This is a genomic window from Ectothiorhodospira sp. BSL-9, from assembly GCF_001632845.1.
Lineage (GTDB): Bacteria > Pseudomonadota > Gammaproteobacteria > Ectothiorhodospirales > Ectothiorhodospiraceae > Ectothiorhodospira.
This window is the reverse complement of record NZ_CP011994.1, coordinates 338,618-364,185: the sequence shown is the minus strand read 5'-3', so window position 1 is coordinate 364,185 and position 25,568 is coordinate 338,618. Positions and strand designations below refer to the sequence as shown.

Here is a 25,568-nt window from a genome sequence, read left to right as displayed (position 1 = left end):
CAATGGAGACGACAGAGGCCATCAGCGCCGAGAGCTTCAAGGCGCATATTCAGTCCCAGGACCAGGAGGGACTCAAGTCAATCCTGGCACAGTTGCAGGATCAGGATCTGGCTGCCCTCTCGGCGCACCTTGAGCCGAATGAGTGGGCCGTGCTGATCCGGTTGTTACCGGAAGAGCGTGCCCCGGATGTGTTTTCCTATCTTGCTCAGGAGCAGCAGCAGCGCATCCTGGCGGATCTGTCCGACACGGAAAAGGCTCACCTGCTCAAGCGGTCTTCCTATGACGATACTGCGGCGCTCATCGATAGTCTGGAGGATGAGCACGCCCGTGAGGTGCTGGATCTGCTACCGGATCGTCATCAGTGGGTGATCAAGAGCCTGTTGGCCTACCCGGAGGAAAGTGCCGGTCGGCGCATGACTCCCGGTTTCCTGTCGATGCGCCCTCACTGGACCCTGGAGCAGGCCCTGGATCACCTGCGGCGGGAGTTTGAGGAAAGCGAGACCGTGAACGTGGTCTTCGTGACCGACGAGGAGGGGCGGCTGCTGGGTGCCGTGAAGCTCAAGGATCTGCTGGTGGGTTCGCCCCGGCGGCGAGTCGACACGCTGTTGCGAGAGGATGTGGTGCGGGCCCAGACCCGCATGGACCAGGAAGAGGCCGCTGACCTGATCCGCCGTTACGACCTGGAAGTCCTGCCCGTGGTGGATGAGCGGGACATCCTGGTGGGCATCATCACCGTGGATGACGTCATGGACGTGGCCACCGAGGAGACCACTGAGGACTTCCTGCGCATGGGGAGTGTGGGTCCCATTGTGCTGAACCTGAAGGACGCCGCTTTGAGCCTGCTCTACCGCAAGCGGGTGGGCTGGCTGCTGATCCTGGTCTTCGTGAACCTGTTCAGCGGGGCGGCCATCGCCATCTACGAAGAGGCCATTGAGGCCGTGGTGGCTCTGGTGTTTTTCCTGCCGCTGGTGATTGCCACCGGGGGGAACGCCGGCACCCAGGCGTCGACACTGATGGTGCGATCACTGGCCACCGGCGACGTGCAACTCAAGGATGGGATCCAGCTCTGGGGCAAGGAGTTCCTCGTGTCCATCGGGCTGGGTATCACTCTGGGTCTGGCCGTCTGGGGCGCGGGGATCTGGCTGGGCGGCCCTGAAGTGGGCATGGCCGTGGCCATTGCCATGGTGCTGGTGGTCATCGTGGGCAGCATGGTGGGTTTGCTGCTGCCTCTTTTGCTGACCCGGCTCAAGCTGGACCCGGCCACTGCCAGCGCCCCGCTGGTCACGTCCATTGCGGACGTGGGCGGCATTCTGGTCTATTTCAGCGTGGCGACGATGGTGCTGCAACTCAGCGTATAGCCCCTCTCCCGCGGGCGGGAGAGGGGTTGGGGTGAGGGTGGGTCGGCGGGCAAGGTGCATTGTGCACACCGTTGCCCCTCATCCCCGGCCCTTCTCCCCCTGGGGAGAAGGGAGATAGGGTGGCTTACATCTCCCGGCCAAAGGCTTCCTTGAAGCGGGCTTCAATATCGGCACGGCTGGGGGCGTGGTTCTGCGGACCCACCTGCTCGATCTTGATGGCGCCCATCAGGGAGGCGATGCGACCCGTGGTTTCCCAGTCCAGATCATTCATCAGGCCCCACAGCAGGCCGGCACGGTAGGCGTCGCCGCAACCGGTGGGGTCCTTGATGCCTGCGATCGGTGCAGCCGGCACGTGCACCTTGCCGGTCTTGCTGTAGATGTCGGAGCCTTCGCCGCCGCGGGTGATGATCAGGGTGTCCACGTGGCTGGCCAGTTCCTCGTGGCTCCAGCCGGTGCGCTCGCTCATCAGCTGAGCTTCGTAGTCGTTCAGGGTCACGTAGGTGGCCTGTTCCACGAAGCGGCGCAGGTCTTCGCCACCGAACATGGGCATGCCCTGGCCCGGGTCGAAGATGAACGGGATGCCGGCTTCCACGAACTGTTCGGCATGCTGGATCATGCCGTCGCGGCCATCGGGGGAGACGATGCCGATCTTCACGCCGCTGGCGTCGCTCACCTTGTTGCGATGGGATTCACCCATGGCGCCGGGGTGGAAGGCGGTGATCTGGTTGTCGTCCTGGTCGGTGGTGATGAAGGCCTGGCCGGTGTAGTGCTCGGGGACGACGGTGATGTGCTTCTGGGTGATGCCGCACTTGTCCATCCAGTCGGCGTAGGGGTCGAAGTCGGCGCCGACGGTGGCCATGGGGAGAGGGTCGCCACCCAGCAGCTTCAGGTTGTAGGCGATGTTGCCGGCGCAGCCGCCGAATTCCCGACGCATCCCGGGCACCAGGAAGGATACGTTGAGCATGTGTACCTTCTCGGGGAGGATGTGGTTCTTGAAGCGGTCGGGAAAGACCATAATGGTGTCGTAGGCGTATGAACCGCAGATAAGAGCAGACATCGGATCTCCTGGCTTGGTTGAATGGGTGACCGACCGTGTAGTCGGCCCGGTGCTCCGGGCGAGCACCGTGGCCTGTCCATGGGGCCCGGCGGGAGGCCGGGGCGGCGTGGGTCCGTGGGGACCGCCGCAGGGTCGTGGACAGGCGAGAGAGATGTTGTCAGCCGCCCATGATAGTGGTGTTGGCTCTCAATTGCGAATCGGGGCGGTTGGCGCTATGTTCATCGGGCGTATGGGATGTTTTCTGCGGTTGCCGCGAAGAGGAGGGTGATATCCATGAGTGCTGCCTCGACAACCCTGCACCGGCGTCACCAGACGCAGGGAGAGGAAATCGCCAATAGCGTGAGTCACGGCGTCGCCCTGGTGGCGGTGATCGTGGGCATTCCGTTTTTGATTCTGGAGGCTGTGCGTTCGGGCAGTGCGGCCTTTGTTGCCGGGGTGAGCATCTTTTCAGCCACCATGGTGATCCTCTACCTGTCTTCGACCCTGTATCACGCGATGCCTCATGGGCGGGTCAAGCGAGCCTTTCGGGTGGTGGATCATTCGGTGATCTTTTTGATGATTGCCGGTACGTACACGCCTTTGACGCTGGGGGTTCTGGGTGGCCCGTGGGGCTGGACGCTGTTTGGTCTGGTCTGGGGGATGGCGGCGCTGGGGGTGTTGCTGAAATCACTGAATGGTCTGTCGCATCCGATCATTTCTACGGGGCTGTATTTGCTCATGGGGTGGCTGGTGGTGATTGCCATTGTGCCGCTCTATAACCTGATGCCAGCGCCGGGCCTGATGTGGCTGGTGGCGGGGGGGCTGGCCTATACCGGTGGGGTGGTGTTCTATGCCCTGGATCAGCGGGTGCCTTATGCCCATTTCGTCTGGCATTTGTTCGTGATCGCGGGGACGGTTTGTCATTATTTCGCGATTCTCTGGTATGGGGCTTAAGGGCTTCACCCACCCGGAGGCTTTGGGGTTGGTGCCTGCCGTGTGGGGGCTTGTCCTGGCGGCACCTTTACTGATTGTTGTCGGCGGGGCAGATGACGGGCAGGCAGTCGTTGTCCACGGCCAGGGTGTTGGGGGATGACTTGATGGTTTCCCGGGTGCGTTGGTAGTAGGGTTCGTCCGGGGCCAGTTGCAGGGCGCAGGTGACCGCCTGGTGAGCCTGGGTGGTGCAGCCGCGGGCGTGGAGGACGTGGGCCAGGTTGTTCCAGGCGGCGTGGGCCTTGGGGTCCTGGTGGATGAGTTGCCGGAAGGCTTGTTCGGCGCCCGGGAATTCATCGAGGGCATATAGGGTGTTGCCCAGGCCGATCCAGGCGATCGGGTGGGCTGGCCATTGCTGAGTGGCGGTCTGGTAGGCCGTTGCGGCGGTCTGGAGTTGGCCGGTGGCCTCCAGGGCGTTGGCGGCGCGTAGCCAGGGCAGGGGCTGGGCGGTGGCGGGTAGTTGGCCGGGGGGCTGGACGATGAAGGCCCAGTAGTCGCCACGACGCCAGGTGCGCTCGAATACGGGCATGCGCGTGATGTGGCGATGGTGGGTGCCCGATCGCAGGATGATTTCTTCCTGGTCCAGGTCGAACCCGATGACCACGGCGTAATGCCAGTAGGGGAAGGCGTTGAGGCCCAGGTTCTGGAATACCACGACCGGGTGGCCTGCTGCCACTTCCTTGAGCAGGGTGTCCATGCGCGGTTCGATGACGTAGGCCACGAGGCCGCGGGCTCGCGCGGCGGCGAGCATTTCGGTTTGCAGGGTGCCCTGGCGTTCGGGGAGGTAGACTTCTTCAACCAGGTCGTCCGGGTGAACGATGAGGCCCCGGGCGCCCAGTACGGTGGCCAGGGCTGCCGGGCCGCATTGATAGAGTTCCTGGGGGTGGAAGGGGGTCTGGTCCAGTTCCACCTGACGGGGGAGTTCGTCGGGTGGTTCATTGAGCAGGTCGCGGGTTTGCAGGGGGGTGGCGCAGCCGCTGAGCAGGAGGATTGCCAGCAACAGGCTGGCCAGCCCCCAGAGTGGGGCCGCTCCCACGTAGGGGATGCCGGGCTTCTCCAGGGTGAGTTTGACAGCCATGTGTCGCTCTTGCGGGGCTGGGGCCGACCCGGCCCCGCAGTCATCGTTGCGGGTCATTCGGCATGACCGGGTGAATCAGTTCACCGGGCGTACGAAGGGGAAGATGTCGGTGGCGCCGATGGCGTCGGTGATGATGAAGACGATGAAGACCAGGGCCACCACGCCGAGCACGCTGGCGGAGCCCACCGGCATGTCTTCAATGCGCTCGTTCAGTTCACGCACTTCCTGGTCGGTCATCCGTGCCACCCGCTGGGCTGCTTCGTTGGGGTCTACGCCCATAGCGGCCAGTTGTTCCCGCACATCATCCCGCTCCAGGGTGGCGAGCAGTTGTTCGCGGTCTACCTGGGCCTGTTCGGACAGGATGAGTTGATCCGTTCCTACCATGGAGGCGTGCAGGGGCGCCGTGCCGGCCAGAAGCAGGGCCATGATGCAGACCAGGGTGACGAGGCGTTGCAGGAGGGGATTCTTTTTCATGACGATCCTCGGGCTTGGGTGAAGTGTGCCTGCATTCTCGTCCCCACCATGGCTTTGGTCAATTGTTATCCCGGTGCGCGCGTCTGGATGGGTGTTTCCGGCGGGAGGGGCTTCGGGTAGTTGCGTTGCAGCAGGCGCGCACCTAACCTTGAGCCGGCAACCCAGGTGGTGAGTGCCATGAAGCGGGCCTCTTTCAAGGAAATCTTTGGCTGGGCGATGTTCGACTTCGCCAACCAGGCCTACACCCTGCTGATCATTACGGTGATCTTCGGGGATCTGTTCACGCGGGTCATCGTCGGTGATGCGGAGACGGATTATCGCCTGGGCAATCTGCTGTGGAGCGTTGCCCTGGCGGTGAGCTACCTGATGGTGGTGCTCGTGGGCCCGGTGGCGGGGGCGATCATGGATTTTTCCGCGGCCCGCAAAAAGTTTCTGTTTGCCAGCTATGTGCTTACGGTGGTGACGACGGGGCTGCTGTACTTTGTGGCTCCGGGGTATATCTGGCTGGGTATGCTGCTGATCATCTGCTCCAACTTTGCGTATGCCATCGGTGAGTCGTTCATTGCCAGTTTTTTGCCTGATCTGGGGCCTCGGGAGCAGTTGGGGTGGATTTCGGGGTTTGGCTGGGCTCTGGGCTATGTGGGTGGCCTGGTGGCCACGGCCTTTGCCCTGGTCATGCTGGGGGAGGTGAGCGAGGAGAATTTTGATCGCATCCGCTGGGTAGGGCCGTTTGCGGCGGTCTTCTTCCTGGTGGCGGCCATCCCCACCTTTCTGTGGCTTCGGGAGCGGGGGCGGGCCCGGCGGCTCAAGGGTGGGGTTCGCAGTTATCTGGGGATTGGTTTCCGGCGGGTACGGGCCACGCTCAAGGATCTGCGGCATTACCGTGATCTGGCCACGTTGCTGGTTTCGGTCTTCTTTGCGATGGCCGGGATCTATATCATCATCTCCTTCACCTTCATCTACGGCGCCCAGGTGATTCAATGGGATGAGCAGGTGAGGGTCTGGATGTTCGTCACCGTTCAGTTGACCGCGGCCGCCGGGGCCCTGGGTTTTGGTTTTCTTCAGGACAGGATTGGTGCCCGCACCACGTATCTGGCCACCTTGGTGCTATGGATCGTGGCGGTCACTTTGATCTTTGCGACGCCCTGGCTGGGGCGGGTGGTGCCCATGGAGGCTCAGCATGTGTTCCTGATCGTGGGCAGCGTGGCCGGTTTGTGTCTGGGTTCCACGCAATCGGCGGGGCGGGCTCTGGTGGGCGTGCTGGCGCCGCGTCTGCGGGCCGCGGAGTTCTTCGGCTTTTGGGGCCTGGCCAGTAAACTGGCTGCCATCGTGGGCTTGCTGGGGCTGGGCCTGCTGCAGGTGCTGGTGGGGCTGCATGTCTCCATTCTGTTCTGCAGTCTGTTGTTCGCGCTGGCCCTGGTGGTGGCGCTTGGACTTGACGAGGCCCGTGGGCGCCGGGTGGCGGAAGAGCGTGAGTTGCCTCGCCGTGCGCCTTTGTCGTGACTGACCAATCTTGGGAATTTAATCCGATCGGGATGCAAAACATGCCAGTGACTGTCGTCTACCCCGGGACTTTCGATCCCATTACCAATGGCCATATGGATATCGTCCGTCGGGCTCACCGCTTGTTTGATCATGTGCTGGTGGCGGTGGCTGCCAATCCGACGAAGCGGCCTACCTTTACGCTGGAGGAGCGGGTGGATCTGGCGCGGCAGGCGTTGCGGGGGATCGAGGGGGTGGAGGTGTGCGGGTTTGATGGTCTGCTGGCGGATTTTGCGGCTGCGCATGGGTCGCGGGTGTTGTTGCGCGGCCTTCGGGCGGTGTCGGATTTTGAGCATGAGTTTCAGTTGGCCAGCATGAACCGGCATCTGGCGCCAGATCTTGAGACGGTGTTTCTCACGCCGGCGGAGGAGTATTCGTATGTTTCCTCAAGTCTGGTGAGGGAAGTTGCTGCGTTGGGTGGTGATGTTTCACACTTTGTGGCGGAAAGCGTGGAGGCTGCGCTGCGCGCCCGCTTGGGCTAAGATGCGCGGTCATCCGCCGTGGGCGGGATTATAAGAAGCTGTGACGTGAGGTCTGTCGGTGGTCCGAAAGTGGGGCTGGCAGGGGTTTTCGCAGTCACGGACAAGCGATTACATCTTATTGAGTTTGAAGAGGAAAGTGCGTTATGGCCTTGATGATTACCGACGAGTGCATCAATTGCGACGTGTGCGAGCCGGAATGCCCCAATGGTGCGATCTCTCCGGGTGATGAGATTTATGTGATCGAGCCGAGTCTGTGCACGGAGTGCGTAGGTCATTTTGATGCGCCTCAGTGCGTGGAGGTGTGCCCGGTGGATTGCATTCCCAAGGATCCGGATAACGAAGAGAGCCATGATGTGCTGATGGCGAAGTTCGAGCGGATTACTGCCGGGGCTTCCTGAGTCGATCGTTTTTCGTGTTGTGGAGGGCCGGGGCTGCTACCCGGCCCTTTTTGTTTGGGGGCTTTGGGTGCTCTCCGTGGGTTCGGTGGTGGGCCTCCGGGTGGGTAAATCCCTCCGGGGGACGCCGTGAATACGTCCCTGTAGGCTTGGCCACCGCATCCATGCGGTGAACACCCCCGGAGGGCTTCACCCGCCCGGAGGCTTCAGGTTGGGTGCCCGCCGTATTGGTGCCCTCCGCGGGTTCGGTGGCGGCCTCCGGGTGGGTAAATCCCTCCGGGGGACGCCGTGAATACGTCCCTGTAGGCTTGGCCACCGCATCCCTGCGGTGAACACCCCCGGAGGGCTTCACCCACCCGGACGCTTCAGGTTGTGTGACTGCTGCGGGAGTTACTTCTGGCAGGTGGGGCAGTAGAAGCTGGAGCGGCCGCCCTGGGTGATCTGCTTGATGGGGGTCTGGCAGGTGGTGCAGGGTTCCTGGGGGCGTCCGTACACCCTGAGGGACTGGCTGAAGTAGCCGTGGGCGCCGTCTTCGTGGACGAAGTCTCTGAGGGTGGTGCCGCCCTGGGCGATGGAGGCTTGCAGGACCTGGCGGATGGCGTCGACGAGGCGGGTGGCCTCGGCGCGGGTGAGGCGGCCGGCGGCGCGGCGGGGGCGGATGCCGGCCAGGAAGAGGGATTCGGAGGCGTAGATGTTGCCCACCCCTACCACGATCTGGCTGTTCATGATCAGGGCCTTGATGCTCACCCGTCGGCCGCGACTGATGCGAAAGAGGTACTGGGCGTCGAAGGTGTCGCCCAGGGGTTCGGGGCCTAGGTGGGCGAGCAGGGGGTGGTTGCCGGTTGCGGGGTCGAACCAGAGGAGGGCGCCGAAGCGGCGGGGGTCGTGCAGGCGCAGGGTGAGGCCGGAGTCCAGGGTGAGGTCCACGTGGTCGTGTGGGCGGGGTGGGGCGCTGGGGGGTACCAGGCGCAGGCTGCCGGACATGCCCAGGTGGATCAGGACGGTCCCCGGGGGGCATTGGATGAGCAGGTACTTGCCCCGGCGCTCGACGCCGGTGATCCTGCGCCCTTCAAGTCGCTGGGGCAGGTCGGTGGGTATGGGCCAGCGCAGTCGCGGTTGCCGGATGTGGACCTGGGTGATGCGGCGTCTGGTGAGGTGGGGTTCGATGCCGCGCCGGGTGGTTTCCACCTCGGGCAGTTCAGGCATGCAGGCCTTCGATCTCCACCAGCAGGTCGTCCCGGCAGATGTCGCCTCGCAGGTAAACGGCGGGTGCCTTCGGGCCCAGGGCTGCCTGCAGGCGCGCGCGTACGGCGTCCACGTCCTGGGCGTGGCGTACGTAGACCTTGAGCAGGGAGAGGGCGCCGGGGTCGCCGTTCAGGGTGGCCATGGGGTCGCCGGCGGAGCCGATCAGGGCGCGCAGGTTCTCCAGGATCTCGTCCAGTTGTGTGATGACGTCGGTGTGCAGGGTTTCGTGGCCGACGATGCTGGCGGTGCCTGAGATGTACAGATGTGGGTTGCCCGGCCAGGGTTTGAGGGTGGCCCGGGAGAAGGACGGGCTCTTGGGTCCGTAGCGCCGGGGGTAGTGGAAGGCGCTGACCTGCCGGGGGTTTTCGATCTGTATGCCCGGTTCGCGTCCGGCCAGGAAGTAGACCACGAGGCCGGCCGCGGTGGTGCCGATGGCGGTGGCGGCGGGCAGTTCTCCTTCGGTGAGGGGCACGCGCTCCAGGGCGCGGTGGCGTCCCAGACAGAAGGCCTGATAGCGGTCCAGGCCGTCCACTTCGTCGTGCAGGTGCGGAAAGTAGTTCCAGATCCGCAGCAGGCAGGGGAATCCCATGGCTCGGTGGAAGGCGAGTACCCGGTCGTAGGCGTACTCTGCGGCCTGGTCCATGTCGTGATCGAAGCGGGCTTCGTCCACGAGGATCCAGCCGAACAGTGCGTCCCGGGTGTGGGCGTAACCCACGTCATGGTCGCAACCGGCGGCCACCGGTTCGTTGGCCTCCCAGACCTCCACGGGGGTGTCGGCCGCCAGGGGTGGCAGGGCCAGGGTGAGTTCCGTGGGGCGCGCCGGATCCAGAAGATTCTCCTGGCCGAAGCGGATCACGGCCAGGCGGCGGGGGTCGCGCGTGGCAAGCTCGCTTTCGGTCAGCAGTCGGACGGTCAGTGGTGTCGATTCAGAGATGTTCGCCATGGGCCTAATGTTACCGGATCATGGGCGGTCGTCGTATCACCAACGGATGAAAAGGCGTTCGCTCGGGTGCTGAAGGCAGTCGGGCACGTCATGGGATGCGGTCGGGCTTGAAATATACCTGGGCTGCGTGATACTTGACTGGAAAGCGGGGATACACCCGCTCTTTCACTATCGCGGGACAGCCAAAGATTGAAGGAGGGGGTGGAGATGTCGAATTTGCAGCATTTGCGTCAGGGTGTGAGTGACGCCTGGGAAAGTATCCTGGGTGGTTGGCAGCGTCTGTATGCCCGCGCTTCGGGGGCCATTACCCGGTTCAGTCCGGGGAGTTGGTCCGCTGAAGGCGTTGAGCGGGATGAGCATGAACTGGAGACCCGCAGCATCGGCTGGGGCGTGATGGCGGCGGAGGTCTTTGACGACAGTGATCGTCTGGTGGTGCGCCTGGAGGCTCCGGGTATGGATCGGGACAGCTTTGATATCCAGGTGATCGATGATCATCTGGTGATCCGGGGCGAGAAGGGTGTGCAGCAGGAACGCAGCAGGGGTCGCTACCATATCGCCGAGTGTGCCTATGGGCGCTTTGAGCGGGCCATCCCGCTGCCGGGGCCGGTGGATACCGAGGGTGCCCGAGCCACCTATGAGCATGGCGTGCTGCGCGTCGAGATGCCGCGGCTCAGCAGCGCCCATGGGCAACGCGCCATCAACGTGGAGGCGGGCTGAAAGCCCGTCACCGCCCGACAGAGGGTGAGGCATGGAGCAGATCAAGGCCCCTATGGGGGAGGAAGTCGAGTTGCGACAGGTGATGCACGAGAGCGGTGTGCCGCTGCTGCGGGTGCTCGTGCGCGACGGGGGGCGTTACACTTATCTGGATCTGGACCCCGCTACCGCCCATCGCTGGGGCAGGCTCATGCAGGTCTGGGCTCGGGAGACGGTGGAGCGGATGGAGGCGGATCAGAGGGAGGGGTGACCGCCGGGCCGGCGGCCCACCGCCAGACGGTGGGCCTATCAGCCAGGTGTTGCCGGGCCGGCTCATGCCGGCAGGCAAGCCGGTATTACTTGATCTTGGCTTCCTTGTACATCACATGCTGACGCACGACGGGATCGAATTTCTTGATCTCCATCTTGTCGGGCATGTTCCGCTTGTTCTTGGTGGTGGTGTAGAAGTGGCCGGTGCCGGCACTGGACACCAGGCGGATCTTTTCACGAATGCCTTTCGCCATGGGTGCGTCTCCTTAGACCTTTTCGCCACGGGCGCGCAGGTCCGTCAGGACCGTGTCGATACCCTTCTTGTCGATGATGCGCATGCCCTTCTGGCTGATGCGCAGCTTCACGAAACGGTTCTCGCTCTCCACCCAGAAACGGTGATCGTGCAGGTTGGGCAGGAAGCGACGACGCGTCTTGTTGTTCGCGTGGGATACGTTGTTCCCGGTCATCGGGCGCTTACCCGTGATTTGGCAGACTCGGGCCATTGGTGTTCTCCGGAAAAACCAGGCTGATTTGAGGAAAGCCGGGAACCTTAGCAGAAGGGTGGGGTGGGGGCAAGTACGGGGCGCCATAACGGACCATGTCAGGGGTGGTGCCCGCGCGGGACGGCGTATATAGTCCAAGCCCATGGACATCGTCTACATTCGTGATTTGAAGGTGAAAACCACCGTTGGCATCTTCGATTGGGAGCGCAGTATCCGTCAGGAGGTGCGCATCGATCTGGAGATGGGCACGGATATCCGCCCTGCGGCGGATTCCGACTGCATTGACCACACCCTGGATTACAAGGCAGTGGCCAAGCGTGTCATTGCCCTGGTGGAAAGCAATGAGCGGGAATTGGTGGAGGCCATGGCCGAGGACATCGCCCGCATGGTGATGCAGGAGTTCTCCGTGCCCTGGCTGCGCCTTACCCTGGGCAAGCCGGGAGCCGTGCGCGGGGCGCGCGAGGTGGGGGTGAGCATCGAGCGTGGGGAGCGCGGATGACTCAGCCGGAATCCCTGTCGCGCCGTGCCTTCGTGAGCATCGGCACCAACGTGAACCGCGAGTGGCACGTGGAGGTTGCTCGCCAGGAACTCCTGAACGCCTTCGGGGCGGTGACCTTTTCCCCCGTTTATGAGACCGGGGCCGTGGGTTTCGATGGCAGCCCTTTCTTCAATCTGGCGGCGGGCTTTGATACGGATCAACCGCCTGAGGCGCTGGTGGCAAGGCTCAAGGCCATGGAGTCGCGCCATGGTCGTCAGCGGGGTGGCGAGCGCTTCGCCGATCGCACCCTGGATCTGGACCTGTTGCTGCTGGGGGATCTCGTGCTGGATGCCCCCGGGGTGCAGCTGCCGCGCGATGAGATCATCCGTCACGCCTTCGTGCTCGGTCCTCTGGCGGACATTGCCGCCGACGTGATCCATCCGGTGCTCCAGACACCCATCGCCCGCCTCTGGGAGACCTTTGACCCCGCGGGCCAATGGCTGCGCCGTGTGGAGGTCCTGCCGTCGGATTAGCACGCAGTATTCACTGTGCCGTGGTACGCCCCCCGTCCACCGGGATCACCTGGCCGGTGATGTAACGGGCATCCCGGATCAGGAACAGCGCCGTGGTGGCGATGTCCTCCGGCGAGCCCTCCCGCTTGAGCGCCGTGCGCTGAATCATCTCTTCATGGGTGGCTGCGTTCTCCTCTGCCTCCGGCCACAGGATGGCTCCCGGCGCGATGCCATTGACCCGTACACGGGGGCCCAGTTCACGGGCCAGGGACTGGGTGAGCATCCACAGTCCCGCCTTGGCCGCGCAATAGACCGGGTAGCCCTTCAGGGGCCGCAGGGCGTGGATGTCCACGATATTGAGGATGCAGCCCTCAGCCCGCGTCAGTGCCGGCGCCAGCGCCTGGGACAGGAACAGCGGGGCCTTGAGATTGGTTCCCATCAGGTCATCCCAGTGGGCCTCGGTGATCTCGCCCAGGGCCGTGGGGTAGAAGGTGGAGGCATTGTTCACCAGCACATCCATGCCCCCGAAGGCGGCCTCCGCCTCGCTGGCCAGGCGCCCGAGCGCCCCGGGTTCCAGAAGTTCTCCTGCCACCAGATGCACCGAATCGGGCCGCTTGCGATGCAACTCCTCCCGAAGTGCCTGGGCTGCCTGCCCGGAACTGCGATAGTGGAGCACCAGGTTCATCCCGTGCGCGTGCAGTGTGCGCGCCATTTCGGCGCCGATGCGGCGGGCGCCGCCCGTGATGAAGGCGGTCTTGCCGGTCAGGTCGGGGTGTTTGGGCTGTTCCATGCGGTTTCCTTGTGCTGCTCGCGAAGCGGTGGGCCGACGGCTTGAGGCGCGGAGCGGGTGGGGCGACAATGCCCCTCCCCACGGCGCCGATCATCTTGGACTGCATGCATGCCCACGGATTCCCCATTACCCACGCCTGAACCCGAGGCCCTGCAGGTCAGCCAGCAGTTGCTGGAGCTGGTCAGACAGGAGATTAACGCAGGCGATGGCTGGCTGTCTTTCCGTCGTTACATGGAGTTGGCCCTGTATGCCCCGGGGTTGGGGTATTACACCGCGGGCAGCCACAAGCTGGGGCGGGGCGGCGACTTCATGACAGCCCCGGAGGTGTCGCCCCTGTTTGGTCGTTGTATCGCCCGCCAGTGTGCCCAGGTGCTGGAGAGCCTGGAGGGCGGCGATATCCTGGAATTCGGCGCGGGCACGGGCATCCTGGCGGTGGAGGTCCTCACCACCCTGGAGGCGCTGGATGCCCTCCCGGAACGTTACCAGATCCTGGAGTTGAGCCCCGATCTGCGTCAGCGCCAGCAGACCGCCGTGGCCGCGTTGCCCGAGGCCCTGCGTCATCGGGTGCAATGGCTGGATGCCCTGCCGGAGTCGGGCCGTTTCCGGGGCGTCATGCTGGGGAACGAGGTGCTGGATGCCATGCCGGTGCAGGTGTTCCATTGGCGGGATGGGGAGGTGCGTGAGCGGGGCGTGGTGCTCGGGGAGCGACTGGAGTGGGCCGATCGACCGGCCGATGAGGCGCTCACGAACATGGTGTGCGCCCTGCATGAAAGCGCCGGCGGCGCATGGCCGTCCGGTTATGTCTCGGAGATCAATCCCGGCTTGTCCGGGTGGATGCGGGCTGCTGCCGACAGCCTCGCTGCCGGCGTGATCCTGCTGGTGGATTACGGCTACCCGCGCCGGGAGTATTACAGCCCGGAGCGGTATCGGGGCACCCTGATCGCCCACTACCGTCATCGGGCCCTGGACGAGCCCCTGGTCTGGCCGGGGGTGGTGGACATTACCGCCAATGTGGATTTCACCGCCGTGGCCGAGGCCGGAGGGGCGGCAGGACTGTCGTTGCTGGGCTACACCAGCCAGGCCTGGTTTCTCATGGGTTCCGGGCTGGAGTCCGCCTTCCAGGCCTGCCAGGCACAGGGGCTGCGCGAGCAGATGGATCTGGCGGCCCAGGTACGCATGCTCACCCTGCCCGGGGAGATGGGGGAACGCTTCCAGGCCATGGCCCTCGGGCGTGGTGTGTCAGAGCCACTGATGGGGTTTTCCGGGCGGGATCTTATCCCTCGTCTGTAGCCCCTTCGGCCTTGAGCGCCTTGAGGGCCTGGATGCGTTGCTGTTGCAGGGCCTCGGCGATGGCCGGGCCCTTGAGTCCCTGCTCCACCAGTTCCCGGGCCTGGATGGCGGCGCAACGTGCCTGGGCGCGGCGCACGTAATCCGCCTGGGGGTAGGGCCTGGCCTCAAAGCCCGTGCGCCCCCGGTAGTCGGCCTCGCAGGCCAGCAATACCGATTCCAGCCGCTCGGGGCGGCGATAGGCGTCCAGCCCCTCCAGGGTGCGTGCCAGGGTCTGGGGGCGAAGCTCGAAAACCCGGTGCACCAGGCCATGGTAGCGGGCCACCAGTCGGGCCAGCTCCCGGTAGCGGTTGGGGATCCTGAATCGATCGCACAGGGCTTCGATCAATACCACGCCCCGTTCCTCGTGCCCCCGGTGGCTGGGCAGAATCTCCCGGGGTGTGTTGCCCTTGCCCAGGTCATGGGTGAGGGCTGCAAAGCGGACCAGCGGGTCCTCGCTCAGACGGGTGGCCTGATCCAGCACCATGAACACATGTACCCCGGTGTCGATCTCGGGATGATAGCGGGGGGGCTGGGGCACGCCATACAGGGCCTCCAGTTCCGGGAACAGCACCGCCAGGGCCCCGCAGTCACGCAGTACCTGGAAGAAGGCCGAGGGCGCCGGGGCCTTGAGTGCCTTTTCCGTCTCCTGCCAGACCCGTTCGGGGACCAGGGCATCCAGTTCGCCCTCGTCCACCATGCGTTGCATCAGCGAGCGGGTCTCGTCCGCCACCCGAAAACCCAGGGGGCACAGGCGGGCGGCGAAGCGGGCCACGCGCAGCACCCGCACCGGGTCTTCCACAAAGGCGGGGGAAACATGCCGCAGCCAGCGCTCCTGCAGATCCGCCTGGCCATTGAAAGGGTCGATCAGGTGGCCCTGCGCGTCCCGGGCCATGGCGTTGATGGTGAGGTCGCGCCGCGCCAGGTCCTCGTCCAGGGTCACCTCGGGCGAGGCATGAACCTCGAACCCATGGTAACCGGGCCCGGTGTTGCGTTCGGTGCGGGCCAGGGCATGCTCTTCGTGAGTGCGGGGATGCAGAAAGACCGGAAAATCCCTGCCCACCTGCGTGAAACCCTGGTCGAGCATCTCCTGGACGGTGCCACCCACCACGACCCAGTCCCGTTCCTTCACGGGCAGGCCCAGGAGTTCGTCCCGCAATGCGCCACCCACCAGGAAGGTCTGCATGATCAGCGGGCGCTGCTGCGCAAATGCTGCAGGCGATTATGGTGGGTGGCATCGCCCAGGTATTGGGGCACCACGGATTCCAGAGCGGTGGGGCAGATGCCTCCCTCCGGACAGAGACTGTCCCGCTGGAGTGAGTGGTAGTTGTCCAGGCTCAAGGGCTTGCCGGGCACGTATTCCATCACCCGGGCCTGCAGCAGGGAAAACCGGTCGGACAGGCCGATGATGAGCCGGGATTTTCCCAGAAGCCTTGCGGTGTACTCCACCAGTTCCTTCAGGGTGTAAACCTGGGGGCCGCACAGATCCAGGCGCTCACCGTGAGTGGCCGAATCCTTCAGGGCACCGACAAAGGCCTCCACCACGTCTCCCACGAACACCGGCACGAAACGGGCATTCGGGCAGGCCAGGGGCAGCACGGGAGTGATGCGCAGCAGGCCGGCAAAGCGGTTGAAGAAGCTGTCGCCCCGACCGAAGATCACCGACGGGCGGAAGCTGGTCACCGCCACATCACCCGCCAGGGTATGCACGATGTTTTCTGCCTCGCCCTTGGAGCGCAGATAATGGCTGGGGCCGCTGGCTGCGTCGGCGTTCAGGGCGCTCATGTGCAGAAGTCGTCTCACGCCCATCTCGCGGGCCGATTCGATCACGGTATGGGCCAGGTCCACGTGGGTGCGGCGGAAACCGCTGCCATCGTGGCCGCGCTCGTTTAGAATACCCACCAGGTTGATCACGGCCTCGCAATCCTGGAAGTGGGCTCTCAGCACCGACCCGTCGTGGCAGTCCGCTTCCACCAGTCTCACCCCGGGGAGCACCATCAGGTGCTTGGAACGAAAGGCCCGCCGGGTCAGAACCTTGACCCGGTATCCCTGGTCCACCAGTCGGGTGACCAGGTGGCTCCCGACAAAACCCGTGCCCCCCAATACACACACCGTCCGGATGTTCATGCTTTTGTTATTCCTGTCTTGAAGTACGTTGAAAGTCATAAGGCAACCGGCATCCGGAACCCTGCCCGTCGCGCCTTCCTCCTTTTTTAAAGGGGAGTGACGGCGGCGGTCCCGTTACATCGTCAAACGGCCAAATATACTATGGTATGGCCCCCTGCTTCCCAAGGAGTTCACCTGTGCCCATGAGTTCTGTCAATCCCGCCAATGGTTCCGTGCTCAACGTGTTTGAGACCTGGGACCGGCCGCGTATTGACAAGGCCCTCGGTCAGGCCGAGCGCGTTGCCCGCCCCTGGCGGGATCTGCCGCTGGCCGAGCGAGCCGATTTGATGCGCCAGGCGGCGCACGTTCTGCGCCATCGCCGGGACCACTTTGCCCATATGATCACCCAGGAGATGGGCAAGCTGCTGCGCGAGTCCCAGGGGGAGATCGACCGCTGCGCGACCGTGTGCGACTACTATGCCGATCATGCGGCACAATTTCTGGCCGACGAGACCGTGCCCGAGGTGGAAGGGGACGCCCGGGTCATCTTCCAGCCCCTGGGCACCATCCTGGCCGTCATGCCCTGGAACTTCCCCTTGTGGCAGGTGTTCCGCTTCGCCGCCCCCACCCTGATGGCGGGCAACACCGCCCTGCTCAAGCATGCCTCCAATGTTCCCCGGTGTGCGCTGGCGGTGGAGGAAATCTTTCGGGACGCAGGTTTCCCCGCCGGGGTCTTTCAGACATTGATGATCCCCTCCGATGCCGTGGCCGATGTCATCCGTGACCCGCGGGTTCATGGGGTGACCCTCACGGGCAGCGAGCCGGCAGGACGTGCCGTGGCCGCGGTGGCCGGCGAGTGCATCAAGCCATCCGTGCTGGAACTGGGGGGCTCGGACCCCTTCATCGTCCTGGACGATGCGGATCTGGACCGGGCCGTGGAGCAGGCGGTGGTCTCCCGTTATCAGAATGCCGGCCAGAGCTGCATCGCGGCCAAGCGCTTCATTCTCCTGCCCGGCGCCGCCGATGGCTTCATGGAACGTTTCAAGGCCGCGGTGAAGGCCCTCAAGCCTGGCGACCCCACCCGGGATGACACCACATTGGCCCCCATGGCTCGCACGGACCTGCGGGATGAGCTCCACCAGCAGGTGCGGGAGTCCATCGCCGAGGGGGCCGTCCCTGTACTGGGATGCGAACCGCTGCCCGGCAAGGGGGCCTGGTACGCCCCCTCGATCCTGGATCGGGTGGTGCCCGGCACCCGGGCCTACCACGAGGAGATGTTCGGTCCGGTGGCCAGCATCATCCGTGCCGAGGACGATGCGGACGCGGTGCGCATCGCCAATGACACCCGCTTCGGTCTGGGCGGCAGTGTCTGGACCCGCGACCCGGAGCGGGGGGCGGCCGTGGCCCGACAGCTGGCCTGCGGTGCCACCTTCGTGAACGCCATGGTCAAGAGCGACCCGCGTCTGCCCTTCGGTGGTGTCAAGGATTCCGGTTATGGTCGGGAACTGGCACGGGCCGGCATCCTGGCCTTCGTGAATACCAAGACCCTCACCCTGCGTTGAGAGAGCGCTGACCCCCATGGACATGGTCGAACTGGCAACGGACGCGATCGCCGACTACGGCTACTGGGCCTTGGGGGTCTTCCTGGTGATCCTGGCGCCGGAGGCCCTGATGCCGTTCGCGGGCTTCCTGGCCCACGAGGGTCTGCTGAACCTGTGGTTGTCCATCCTGGTGGGCTCGCTCGGGGGCACCACCGGTTCCACCCTGATCTACCTGCTGGCCCGGCGCGCAGGCGAGGAGCGCATGCGGGATCTGGTGCGGCGTCGTGGCCGCTGGGTGCTGGTGCGTGAGTCCGACCTGGACCTGGTGCTGGGGGTCTATGAGCGCAAGGGCTACTGGATCGTGGCCGGTGGGCGCCTGATCCCCACGGTGCGCAGCCTGGTGTCCATTCCGGCGGGGCTGCTGCCCATGTCCTTCGGTCGTTTCGTTGGGCTGACCTTCCTGGGGACGTTCATCTGGAACAGCTTTCTGGGCCTGGCGGGATACACCCTGGGCGCGCAGTGGAGTGCCCTGGAGCCCTATCTCGGCGTGTATGGGGCCCTGGTCACCGCCACCGTGCTGCTGGTGGTGGGGATCTTCGTGGTGCGCCGGTTGCTGGCGCAAGGGGTCAAGGGCAGGTGAGAGCGAAGGGGCTGCAAGGCGCGTGATGACGGTGTCCAGAGGATGGTTTGCCTGGGCTTCATGGATGACTTCTGGTTGTCTCGTGGTCCTGTGCCTGTGGGCCGCACCGGTCTTGTCGGCACCCTCCACCGATACCCCTGTGATCAGTGACATCCGCTTCGAGGGCAACCGGGTGACACGTGAATCGGTGATGCGCCAGGAGCTGGCCGTCGGGCGCGGCGATCCGCTGGACGCCCAGGCCATTGAGGAAGCGCGCCAGGCCCTGATGAACATGGGGCTGTTCCAGTCGGTGGAGTCCCGGGTGGAGATGGTCAATGGCGAGGCCGAGGTGACCTTCGCCGTGCGCGAGAAATTCTACATCTTTCCCCTGCCTCGCCTGAGCCGTACTTCCGATGGCGACATTCGCTATGGGGGCGATGTGCGTTTCGATAATTTCCTGGGCTATAACCAGGTGCTGCGCCTGCGGGCGGAATGGGAGGACGCCGGCAGCGACACCTCCGAGGAGGAATCGCGGACGCTGAGTGCAAGTTACAGCATCCCTCGCATCCCCCACACGGCCTGGGGCCTGACGCTTTCCTTCGAGGATGAGCGGGTGGTGGAATCGGCCTCGGAGGAGGATGGCTATGGTGACCACGACAAGGACACCCTGCAGTTGGGCGCCTCCATCAGTCGCTGGCTGGATCGCCAGGGCCCGAGCGCCGGGTGGCGGGCCAGCCTGGGGGTGAACTGGAACGACCGGCGTTACAGCCCTCATGATGCGGGTGAGGCCGTCCCCGACGATGCGCGCGTGCTGAGCTGGAGTGGGGGCATCTCCTTTACCGATGTGGCGGATCTGGGGGTGCGTCGGGAGGGCGTGGAGTACGGGGCCTCCCTGTCCTTTGGGGGCGAGGCCATCGGCTCGGATACCAGTCACCAGAACCTGAGCCTGTTCTACCGTGCCTATCGGCCGCTGGGCAACAGCGAATTGTCTCCCAATCTTAACTACCAGGCCCGCTTTGCCGTGGCCAGTCGCACCGCCTTTGGCGACGAGGCCTACTCCCTGGGCGGCGGCAGCAACCTGCGTGGTTATCCCCGGGACTACCGGGAGGGAGATCTGCTCATGCTGCTCAATACCGAGTATCTTCGACCCCTGTTCGGTCGCCCCGATGTGCGTGGGGTGGGATTCGTGGATCTGGGGGGTGTCTGGCCGCGCCGCGACGTGGATTTGTCGGACGTACACGTAGGGGCCGGCCTGGGGCTGCGCATCAACCTGCGGTGGTTCGTGCGCACGGATCTGCGGGTGGACTATGCCTATGGATTCAGTGCCAATGAATCCCGGGCCTACTTCGGCACGAGTCACGCGTTCTAGGTCTGATGCCGTGCCCAAGCTTCCGGCGCGGCCCTTTTACTGCCTGTCGGTCCCTTGTAAAGTATTGATATATGGTCTTCAAGCGTCCCGAATCGGTCCTGGTGGTGGTCCATGATGACGCCGGCCGTGTCCTGTTGCTGCGGCGCTGTACCCCGGCGGACTTCTGGCAGTCGGTCACCGGCAGTCTGGAATGGGGCGAGTCCCCGGTGCAGGCTGCCCGCCGTGAGCTGGAGGAGGAGACGGGTCTGTCTGCCGACGGTCTGGTCAACCTGCATCGGCAGGTTCGCTTTCCCATCGTGCCCCCGTGGCGGGAGCGTTACCCGCCCGATGCCCATGAGAACCTGGAACATCACTTCACCTTGCGGGTCCCGGCGGGGGTGACGGTCCGGATCAGCCCCCACGAGCATGATGAGTACCGCTGGCTACCCAGGGATGAGGCGGCTCGATGGGTCACCTCCTGGACCAATGCCGAGGCGATTGTGGAGCACGTGCCAAAAGGGCCGGGTGGCCAGGATGCGTGAGGCCGTCGTCTACATACACGGGCTGTGGATGACCGGCCTGGAGATGAACCTGCTGGCCCACCGATTGAGTCGGCAGGGCTTCGCGGTGCACCGTTTCCGCTATTCCAGTATCCTTGCCACCCCCGAGGACAATGCGGCCTGGCTGGATGCCTATCTGCGTACCCTGGACGCCGATGTGGTGCATCTGGTGGGGCATAGCCTGGGCGGGCTGGTGATCATGCACCTGTTCCATCGGTTCCCGCTGCAGCGGCCGGGTCGGGTGGTGATGCTCGGCACGCCGGTCTCCGGCAGTGGCGTGGCGGCCTCCCTGGCCCGCTCCCCCCTGAGCCGCTGGACTCTGGGTCGCAGCATCCAGCGGGGCCTGCTGGGCGACGTGCCCCGCTGGAAAGGCGCGCGGGATTTGGGCATGATCGCCGGCGCCCGCGGCCTGGGGGTGGGGCGCGCCCTGGGGGCTGCGCCGCCAGGGGAGGGGGATGGCACGGTGGATCTGCGCGAGACATGGAGCGACGCGGTGACTGCACATCTCACCGTGCCCTACAGCCATTTCACCCTGCTCACGGCCCGGCCGGTGGCCCAGGCGGTGGCCAACTTCCTGCGCACCGGGGATTTCGCGGGCCGAACCACGCATTCATGATGCCCCTGAAGCACATCATCCAAGAGAAGAGATCACATGGCCGGACACAGTAAATGGGCAAACATCCAGCACCGCAAGAATGCCCAGGACGCCAAGCGCGGCAAGCTGTTCACCAAGCTCATCAAGGAGATCACCGTGGCCTCCCGCATGGGGGGTTCGGACCCCAATTCCAACCCCCGTCTGCGCCTGGCTGTGGACAAGGCACTGGACGCCAACATGACCAAGGACACGGTGGAGCGGGCCATCAAGCGCGGTGCCGGTGAGCTGGAAGGGGTCACCTACGAGGAGATTCGCTACGAGGGTTACGGCCCCGGCGGCGCTGCCGTCATGGTGGACTGCATGACCGACAACCGTAACCGCACGGTGGCCGAAGTGCGTCATGCCTTCAGCAAGTGCGGCGGCAACCTGGGGACCGACGGCTCCGTGGCCTATCTCTTCGACAAGAAGGGCGTGCTCAGCTACCCGGAGGGCCTGGATGAGGAACGCATCATGGAGGCCGCCCTGGAGGCAGGTGCCGAGGACGTGGTGGTCAGTGACGATGGCTCCATGGAAGTGCTCACCGCTCCGGACGAATACGAAAGCGTGCGCGAGGCCATGACCGAAGCCGGTGTGAAACCCGAGCGCGGCGAGGTGACCATGCGTGCCGCCACCGCCAGCAGCCTGGATGCGGACAGCGCTCAACAGGTGCTCAAGCTCCTGGACATGCTGGATGACCTGGATGACGTGCAGAATATCTATACCAACGCCGACTTCCCGGACGAGGTGATGCAGGGCATGTCCTGATGCGTATCATCGGCATTGATCCCGGCTCCCTGGTGACCGGCTACGGGGTCCTGGACACCGATGGGCGGCGCAGCACCTACGTGGACAGCGGCTGCATCCGCGTCAAGGGCGAGGCGTTGCCCGAGCGTCTGGGCTTCATCTTCCGGCAGGTGCAGGAGATCATCGCCCGGCACCGGCCCGACACCATGGCGGTGGAGCAGGTCTTCGTCTCGCGCAACCCGTCCTCGGCCCTCAAGCTGGGGCAGGCCCGTGGCGCCGCCATCTGTGCCGGCGTGGAAGGCGGGCTCACGGTGGCCGAATACGCGCCCCGGTCCATCAAGCAGGCGGTGGTGGGCACCGGCGCGGCGGCCAAGGAGCAGATGCAGCACATGGTCACCCTGATCCTGGAGTTACAGTCCACGCCCGCCACGGATGCCGCCGATGCCCTGGCCGTGGCCCTGTGCCATGCCCATACCCATGCCACCCTGTCCCGCCTGCCGGCGGGGTTTGCCAGGAGAGGTCGATGATCGGACGTTTGCGTGGCGTGCTGGTGCTCAAGCAGCCGCCGCAACTCATGGTGGAGGTCAATGGCGTCGGCTACGAGCTGGAAGCGCCCCTGTCCACCTTCTACGAGCTGCCCCAGACCGGTGACGAGGTGATCCTGCACACCCATCTGCACGTGCGCGAGGATGCCCATGTCCTGTTTGCCTTTGCCAGCCCTGATGAGCGGGCCCTGTTCCGCAGCCTGATCCGGGTGAGTGGTGTGGGGGCCAAGATGGCCCTGGCCATCCTCTCCGGCATGAGTGCGGAGGCCTTTCACCGCTGCGTGATGGATAACGACATCACCACGCTCACCCGTCTGCCCGGTATTGGCCGCAAGACCGCCGAGCGCCTGATCATCGAGATGCGGGACAAGGTCACGGCGCAGATTCAGGCCCAGGGCGCACTGGGTGGCAGCGGAGTCAGTCCGGCCTCCGGTCCGACTGATCCCACCGGCGACGCCGTGGCCGCCCTGGTTTCCCTGGGCTACAAGCCCCAGGAGGCCAGCCGTCTGGTGAGCAAGGTGGAAGGCGAGTCCGACAGCAGCGAGGAGATGATCCGGCGGGCGCTGAAGGCCACTTTGAAGAACTGACCTTCGCTGGCAATGTTATCGTTACCCCTTTTAACCGGCACCCCTCCATGACGGACCGCATCGTCACCCCCGCAGCCACCCCCACCGACGACGAGACGCTGGAGCGATCCATTCGCCCCCAGCGGCTTGCCGACTATGAAGGCCAGCCCGTGGCGCGGGAGCAGATGGAGATCTTCATCTCCGCCACCCGGGCCCGCGAAGAGGCACTGGATCATGTGCTCATCTTTGGCCCGCCGGGGCTGGGCAAGACCACGCTTTCCCATATCATTGCCCAGGAACTGGGGGTGAACCTGCGCCAGACCTCCGGCCCCGTGCTGGAACGTCCCGGCGATCTGGCGGCCCTGCTCACCAATCTGGAACCCCGGGATGTGCTGTTCGTGGACGAGATTCATCGCCTCTCACCGGTGGTGGAAGAGGTGCTCTATCCTGCCATGGAAGACTTCCAGCTGGATATCGTCATCGGCGAGGGGCCAGCGGCCCGATCCATCAAGATCGACCTGCCGCCGTTCACCCTGGTGGGGGCCACCACCCGAGCCGGGCTGCTCACCTCGCCGCTGCGGGATCGCTTCGGCATCGTGCAGCGCCTGGAGTTCTATTCCACCGAGGATCTGGCCCGCATCGTCACCCGCGCCGCCGGCATCCTGGGGGCGCAGCTGGATCCCTCCGGAGCCCTGGAGATTGCCCGTCGTGCCCGGGGCACGCCGCGCATCGCCAACCGGCTGCTGCGCCGGGTGCGGGACTACGCCCAGATCAAGGCTGACGGGGTGATCACCGCTCCGGTGGCTGACAAGGCCCTCAAGATGCTCAATGTGGACGCCAACGGCTTCGATGCCCAGGACAGGCGTCTGCTGATGTCCGTGATCGAGAAATTCGACGGCGGGCCCGTGGGTGTGGACAGCCTGTCTGCTGCCATCGGTGAGGAGCGGGGTACCATAGAAGATGTACTCGAACCCTATCTGATCCAGCAGGGCTTCCTGATGCGCACCACCCGGGGGCGCATGGCCACCAGCCACGCCTATCGTCATTTTGGCCTGCGCGTGCCCGCAGCCCTGGAGGCGCGCAGCGCCCAGCCTGATCGATTCGATACCCCCGAGGCAGCCGCCGATGGTGAGCCGAGCGCTCCTTGAACCGCATCTTCCACTTCAAACTGTGAACTGTTCTCGTGTCCCGATCTTCCCAAAACAGCACAATGTCTCCGGCCTTTCAGTGGCCCGTGCGCGTCTATTACGAAGACACCGACGCTGGCGGCGTGGTGTTCTACGCCAACTACCTCAAGTACATGGAGCGGTCCCGCACCGAATGGCTGCGTCACCTGGGGTTTGAGCAGGAGCGGCTCATGCGGGAGCAGGGCGTCATCTTCGCCGTACGCAGTGCCCAGGTGGATTACCTGCGGCCGGCTGTGCTGGACGACGCCCTGACCATCACCGCCCAGGTGGCCGACCGGCGCCGGGCCAGTCTGCACATTCGTCATGAGGTCTGGCGTGGCATGGAAGGCGATGCCCCGGAACTGTTATGCCGCGGCGAGGTCAAGATTGCCTGTCTGGATGCCAGGCAATTCACGCCCCGCCCGATCCCCGACACCATTGCTGCCATCATGAATGCCGGAGACCCGCAGTGAGCGTTGATCTGTCCCTTTATCGCCTGATCCTCGAGGCCAGCCTGATCGTCCAGGTGGTGATGATCATCCTGGTGCTGGCCTCGGTCTTCTCCTGGATGGTCATCGCCCTCAAGTGGCGAGTGCTGCGGGAAGCGCGTCGCGCCGCAGATGAGTTCGAGGAGCGTTTCTGGTCCGGAGCGGATCTGTCCCGGTTGTACGAGGGGCTGCGCCGCAAGGATGACGTGGCCGGGCTGGAGCATGTCTTCGCCGTGGGCTTCAAGGAGTTCCTGCGGGGGCGGCGCCTGGCCCGGGATGCCACCGGCGGCGCCCTGGTGGCGGCCAGCACCCAGCGCTCCATGAGGGTGGCGGTTTCCCGGGAGGTGGACACCCTGGAGACCCATCTCACCTTTCTGGCCACGGTGGGGTCCACCAGCCCGTATATCGGGCTGTTTGGCACCGTATGGGGCATCATGCATGCCTTCATCGGCCTCTCCGGTGTGCAGCAGGCCACGCTGGCCATGGTGGCCCCCGGCATCGCCGAGGCCCTGATCGCCACGGCCCTGGGCCTGTTCGCGGCCATCCCGGCGGTGATCGCCTATAACAGCTACTCTGCCGAGATCGACCGCCTCATGGCCCGCTACGAGAACTTCTCCGAGGAGCTCTCGGCCCTGTTGCAGCGCCAGATGGGAACCGGCGCCCAGGAACAGGGGGAGGCGCCCGCCTGATGGCTGAAGGTGTCTCGCTGCGGCGTCGCCGTCGCTCCATGTCCCAGATCAACGTCGTACCCTTCATCGACGTGATGCTGGTGCTGCTCATCATATTCATGGTCACCGCGCCGCTGCTCCAGCAGGGGGTGGAAGTGGACCTGCCGCAGGCGGACGCCGAGGCCCTGGACCCCACGCCCGATCAGGGTGAGCCCATTGTGGTGACCGTCTCGCGGGACGGCCAGATCACCTTGAACCAGGGGCCGCGTGTGGGCGAGGGGCTCGAACGGGATGAGTTGCGGGGCATCGTCAGTGACCTGCTCAGCCAGCAGCCGGGCACGGACGTGTTCGTGCGCGGTGACCGGTTTGTGGATTACGGTCGCGTGGTGGACGCCATGATCAGCGTCCAGGCGGCAGGGGCCGGGCGCGTGGGGCTGATCACCGACCCGCCCGAACAGGACGGCTGAT

General features: G+C 64.9%; 32 protein-coding genes. 22 read left to right on the top strand and 10 right to left on the bottom strand.

The window, feature by feature from the left end:
- Positions 1 to 2: 2 nt before the first annotated feature.
- The gene (gene mgtE / locus ECTOBSL9_RS01890; RefSeq protein ID WP_082829682.1) at positions 3 to 1,358 is read left to right on the top strand and encodes a magnesium transporter; all 1,356 of its coding nucleotides are present in this window, start codon (positions 3 to 5) and stop codon (positions 1,356 to 1,358) included.
- A 124-nt stretch (positions 1,359 to 1,482) separates the two neighbouring features.
- Here mgtE and ECTOBSL9_RS01885 read toward each other — a convergent pair whose 3' ends face one another.
- Positions 1,483 to 2,415: a carbohydrate kinase family protein gene (locus ECTOBSL9_RS01885; protein WP_063463632.1), complete on the bottom strand. Its 933-nt coding sequence runs from the start codon at positions 2,413 to 2,415 to the stop codon at positions 1,483 to 1,485.
- 273 nt (positions 2,416 to 2,688) lie between these two features.
- On the opposite strand from ECTOBSL9_RS01885, the gene ECTOBSL9_RS01880 reads away from it, so the two are divergent.
- Positions 2,689 to 3,348 (top strand): hemolysin III family protein, encoded by a 660-nt coding sequence (locus tag ECTOBSL9_RS01880; protein WP_063463631.1) that lies wholly within the window; start codon positions 2,689 to 2,691, stop codon positions 3,346 to 3,348.
- 67 nt (positions 3,349 to 3,415) lie between these two features.
- Here the strand turns inward: ECTOBSL9_RS01880 and ECTOBSL9_RS01875 are convergent, their stop codons facing one another.
- Both ECTOBSL9_RS01875 and ECTOBSL9_RS01870 read right to left on the bottom strand, forming a co-directional pair.
- Entirely contained in the window at positions 3,416 to 4,462 is a 1,047-nt protein-coding gene (locus ECTOBSL9_RS01875) for a PA2778 family cysteine peptidase (RefSeq protein WP_063463630.1), read from the bottom strand.
- Positions 4,463 to 4,537: 75 nt separating this feature from the next.
- Positions 4,538 to 4,936 (bottom strand): DUF6627 family protein, encoded by a 399-nt coding sequence (locus ECTOBSL9_RS01870; RefSeq protein WP_063463629.1) that lies wholly within the window; start codon positions 4,934 to 4,936, stop codon positions 4,538 to 4,540.
- A gap of 177 nt (positions 4,937 to 5,113) precedes the next feature.
- Between ECTOBSL9_RS01870 and ECTOBSL9_RS01865 the strand changes: the two genes are divergently transcribed.
- From ECTOBSL9_RS01865 to ECTOBSL9_RS01855, 3 genes are all read left to right on the top strand, one after another.
- Complete coding sequence (locus tag ECTOBSL9_RS01865; protein ID WP_063463628.1) at positions 5,114 to 6,439, top strand: MFS transporter; 1,326 nt, start codon at positions 5,114 to 5,116, stop codon at positions 6,437 to 6,439.
- Positions 6,440 to 6,480: 41 nt separating this feature from the next.
- Entirely contained in the window at positions 6,481 to 6,960 is a 480-nt protein-coding gene (gene coaD, locus ECTOBSL9_RS01860) for a pantetheine-phosphate adenylyltransferase (protein WP_063463627.1), read from the top strand.
- A 143-nt stretch (positions 6,961 to 7,103) separates the two neighbouring features.
- Positions 7,104 to 7,358 carry a YfhL family 4Fe-4S dicluster ferredoxin gene (locus ECTOBSL9_RS01855; RefSeq protein WP_025280643.1) on the top strand — a complete coding sequence of 85 codons (255 nt, stop codon included), beginning with the start codon at positions 7,104 to 7,106 and terminating at the stop codon, positions 7,356 to 7,358.
- Positions 7,359 to 7,745: 387 nt separating this feature from the next.
- Here the strand turns inward: ECTOBSL9_RS01855 and mutM are convergent, their stop codons facing one another.
- Positions 7,746 to 8,561: a bifunctional DNA-formamidopyrimidine glycosylase/DNA-(apurinic or apyrimidinic site) lyase gene (gene mutM / locus ECTOBSL9_RS01850; protein ID WP_063463626.1), complete on the bottom strand. Its 816-nt coding sequence runs from the start codon at positions 8,559 to 8,561 to the stop codon at positions 7,746 to 7,748.
- Positions 8,554 to 9,543, bottom strand: coding sequence for a hypothetical protein (locus ECTOBSL9_RS01845; protein ID WP_063463625.1), 990 nt, complete (start codon positions 9,541 to 9,543; stop codon positions 8,554 to 8,556). The genes mutM and ECTOBSL9_RS01845 overlap by 8 nt, the downstream gene beginning before the upstream one ends.
- Before the next feature lie 207 nt (positions 9,544 to 9,750).
- Between ECTOBSL9_RS01845 and ECTOBSL9_RS01840 the strand changes: the two genes are divergently transcribed.
- Together ECTOBSL9_RS01840 and ECTOBSL9_RS01835 are read left to right on the top strand one after the other, a co-directional pair.
- Positions 9,751 to 10,260, top strand: coding sequence for an Hsp20/alpha crystallin family protein (locus tag ECTOBSL9_RS01840; protein WP_063463624.1), 510 nt, complete (start codon positions 9,751 to 9,753; stop codon positions 10,258 to 10,260).
- A 31-nt stretch (positions 10,261 to 10,291) separates the two neighbouring features.
- On the top strand, positions 10,292 to 10,507 hold the full coding sequence (locus ECTOBSL9_RS01835) for a hypothetical protein (RefSeq protein ID WP_063463623.1): 216 nt from the start codon (positions 10,292 to 10,294) through the stop codon (positions 10,505 to 10,507).
- Between the two features lie 85 nt (positions 10,508 to 10,592).
- Here the strand turns inward: ECTOBSL9_RS01835 and rpmG are convergent, their stop codons facing one another.
- Both rpmG and rpmB read right to left on the bottom strand, forming a co-directional pair.
- Positions 10,593 to 10,760 (bottom strand): 50S ribosomal protein L33, encoded by a 168-nt coding sequence (gene rpmG / locus ECTOBSL9_RS01830; RefSeq protein WP_025280648.1) that lies wholly within the window; start codon positions 10,758 to 10,760, stop codon positions 10,593 to 10,595.
- 12 nt (positions 10,761 to 10,772) lie between these two features.
- Positions 10,773 to 11,009 (bottom strand): 50S ribosomal protein L28, encoded by a 237-nt coding sequence (gene rpmB / locus ECTOBSL9_RS01825; protein ID WP_063463622.1) that lies wholly within the window; start codon positions 11,007 to 11,009, stop codon positions 10,773 to 10,775.
- Positions 11,010 to 11,151: 142 nt separating this feature from the next.
- On the opposite strand from rpmB, the gene folB reads away from it, so the two are divergent.
- Both folB and folK read left to right on the top strand, forming a co-directional pair.
- Positions 11,152 to 11,508: a dihydroneopterin aldolase gene (gene folB, locus ECTOBSL9_RS01820; RefSeq protein ID WP_063463621.1), complete on the top strand. Its 357-nt coding sequence runs from the start codon at positions 11,152 to 11,154 to the stop codon at positions 11,506 to 11,508.
- Positions 11,505 to 12,020 carry a 2-amino-4-hydroxy-6-hydroxymethyldihydropteridine diphosphokinase gene (folK, locus tag ECTOBSL9_RS01815; protein WP_063463620.1) on the top strand — a complete coding sequence of 172 codons (516 nt, stop codon included), beginning with the start codon at positions 11,505 to 11,507 and terminating at the stop codon, positions 12,018 to 12,020. Before folB ends, folK begins: the two co-directional genes overlap by 4 nt.
- A gap of 10 nt (positions 12,021 to 12,030) precedes the next feature.
- On the opposite strand, the gene ECTOBSL9_RS01810 is transcribed toward folK, so the two are convergent.
- Positions 12,031 to 12,789 carry a pteridine reductase gene (locus ECTOBSL9_RS01810; RefSeq protein ID WP_063463619.1) on the bottom strand — a complete coding sequence of 253 codons (759 nt, stop codon included), beginning with the start codon at positions 12,787 to 12,789 and terminating at the stop codon, positions 12,031 to 12,033.
- Positions 12,790 to 12,897: 108 nt separating this feature from the next.
- Between ECTOBSL9_RS01810 and ECTOBSL9_RS01805 the strand changes: the two genes are divergently transcribed.
- Positions 12,898 to 14,079 (top strand): class I SAM-dependent methyltransferase, encoded by a 1,182-nt coding sequence (locus tag ECTOBSL9_RS01805; protein ID WP_063463618.1) that lies wholly within the window; start codon positions 12,898 to 12,900, stop codon positions 14,077 to 14,079.
- Here ECTOBSL9_RS01805 and ECTOBSL9_RS01800 read toward each other — a convergent pair.
- Both ECTOBSL9_RS01800 and ECTOBSL9_RS01795 read right to left on the bottom strand, forming a co-directional pair.
- The gene (locus ECTOBSL9_RS01800) at positions 14,063 to 15,301 is read right to left on the bottom strand and encodes a multifunctional CCA addition/repair protein (RefSeq protein ID WP_063463617.1); all 1,239 of its coding nucleotides are present in this window, start codon (positions 15,299 to 15,301) and stop codon (positions 14,063 to 14,065) included. The two genes, ECTOBSL9_RS01805 and ECTOBSL9_RS01800, sit on opposite strands and share 17 nt — an antisense overlap.
- Positions 15,302 to 15,303: 2 nt before the next feature.
- Entirely contained in the window at positions 15,304 to 16,242 is a 939-nt protein-coding gene (locus ECTOBSL9_RS01795) for a complex I NDUFA9 subunit family protein (protein WP_063463616.1), read from the bottom strand.
- A gap of 182 nt (positions 16,243 to 16,424) precedes the next feature.
- Between ECTOBSL9_RS01795 and ECTOBSL9_RS01790 the strand changes: the two genes are divergently transcribed.
- The 12 genes from ECTOBSL9_RS01790 to tolR all read left to right on the top strand — a co-directional run bounded on the left by ECTOBSL9_RS01790 (position 16,425) and on the right by tolR (position 25,567).
- Positions 16,425 to 17,783 (top strand): NAD-dependent succinate-semialdehyde dehydrogenase, encoded by a 1,359-nt coding sequence (locus ECTOBSL9_RS01790; protein WP_063463615.1) that lies wholly within the window; start codon positions 16,425 to 16,427, stop codon positions 17,781 to 17,783.
- 16 nt (positions 17,784 to 17,799) lie between these two features.
- Complete coding sequence (locus ECTOBSL9_RS01785; RefSeq protein WP_063463614.1) at positions 17,800 to 18,402, top strand: DedA family protein; 603 nt, start codon at positions 17,800 to 17,802, stop codon at positions 18,400 to 18,402.
- Positions 18,403 to 18,466: 64 nt separating this feature from the next.
- A complete protein-coding gene (locus tag ECTOBSL9_RS01780) occupies positions 18,467 to 19,750 on the top strand; it encodes a BamA/TamA family outer membrane protein (protein WP_063463613.1) in 1,284 nt (427 codons plus the stop codon).
- Between the two features lie 71 nt (positions 19,751 to 19,821).
- Positions 19,822 to 20,271: a dihydroneopterin triphosphate diphosphatase gene (gene nudB / locus ECTOBSL9_RS01775; RefSeq protein WP_063463612.1), complete on the top strand. Its 450-nt coding sequence runs from the start codon at positions 19,822 to 19,824 to the stop codon at positions 20,269 to 20,271.
- Entirely contained in the window at positions 20,264 to 20,905 is a 642-nt protein-coding gene (locus ECTOBSL9_RS01770; protein WP_063463611.1) for a triacylglycerol lipase, read from the top strand. Before nudB ends, ECTOBSL9_RS01770 begins: the two co-directional genes overlap by 8 nt.
- Before the next feature lie 36 nt (positions 20,906 to 20,941).
- Positions 20,942 to 21,688 carry a YebC/PmpR family DNA-binding transcriptional regulator gene (locus ECTOBSL9_RS01765; protein WP_063463610.1) on the top strand — a complete coding sequence of 249 codons (747 nt, stop codon included), beginning with the start codon at positions 20,942 to 20,944 and terminating at the stop codon, positions 21,686 to 21,688.
- Positions 21,688 to 22,194 (top strand): crossover junction endodeoxyribonuclease RuvC, encoded by a 507-nt coding sequence (gene ruvC, locus ECTOBSL9_RS01760; protein ID WP_063463609.1) that lies wholly within the window; start codon positions 21,688 to 21,690, stop codon positions 22,192 to 22,194. The genes ECTOBSL9_RS01765 and ruvC overlap by 1 nt, the downstream gene beginning before the upstream one ends.
- The gene (gene ruvA, locus ECTOBSL9_RS01755) at positions 22,191 to 22,799 is read left to right on the top strand and encodes a Holliday junction branch migration protein RuvA (RefSeq protein ID WP_063463608.1); all 609 of its coding nucleotides are present in this window, start codon (positions 22,191 to 22,193) and stop codon (positions 22,797 to 22,799) included. Before ruvC ends, ruvA begins: the two co-directional genes overlap by 4 nt.
- A 47-nt stretch (positions 22,800 to 22,846) precedes the next feature.
- Positions 22,847 to 23,926 (top strand): Holliday junction branch migration DNA helicase RuvB, encoded by a 1,080-nt coding sequence (gene ruvB, locus ECTOBSL9_RS01750; RefSeq protein ID WP_063463607.1) that lies wholly within the window; start codon positions 22,847 to 22,849, stop codon positions 23,924 to 23,926.
- A gap of 62 nt (positions 23,927 to 23,988) precedes the next feature.
- Entirely contained in the window at positions 23,989 to 24,417 is a 429-nt protein-coding gene (gene ybgC / locus ECTOBSL9_RS01745) for a tol-pal system-associated acyl-CoA thioesterase (protein ID WP_063463606.1), read from the top strand.
- Complete coding sequence (gene tolQ, locus ECTOBSL9_RS01740) at positions 24,414 to 25,121, top strand: protein TolQ (protein ID WP_063463605.1); 708 nt, start codon at positions 24,414 to 24,416, stop codon at positions 25,119 to 25,121. The genes ybgC and tolQ overlap by 4 nt, the downstream gene beginning before the upstream one ends.
- The gene (tolR, locus tag ECTOBSL9_RS01735; RefSeq protein ID WP_063463604.1) at positions 25,121 to 25,567 is read left to right on the top strand and encodes a protein TolR; all 447 of its coding nucleotides are present in this window, start codon (positions 25,121 to 25,123) and stop codon (positions 25,565 to 25,567) included. Before tolQ ends, tolR begins: the two co-directional genes overlap by 1 nt.
- The last annotated feature ends 1 nt before the right edge of the window (position 25,568 follow it).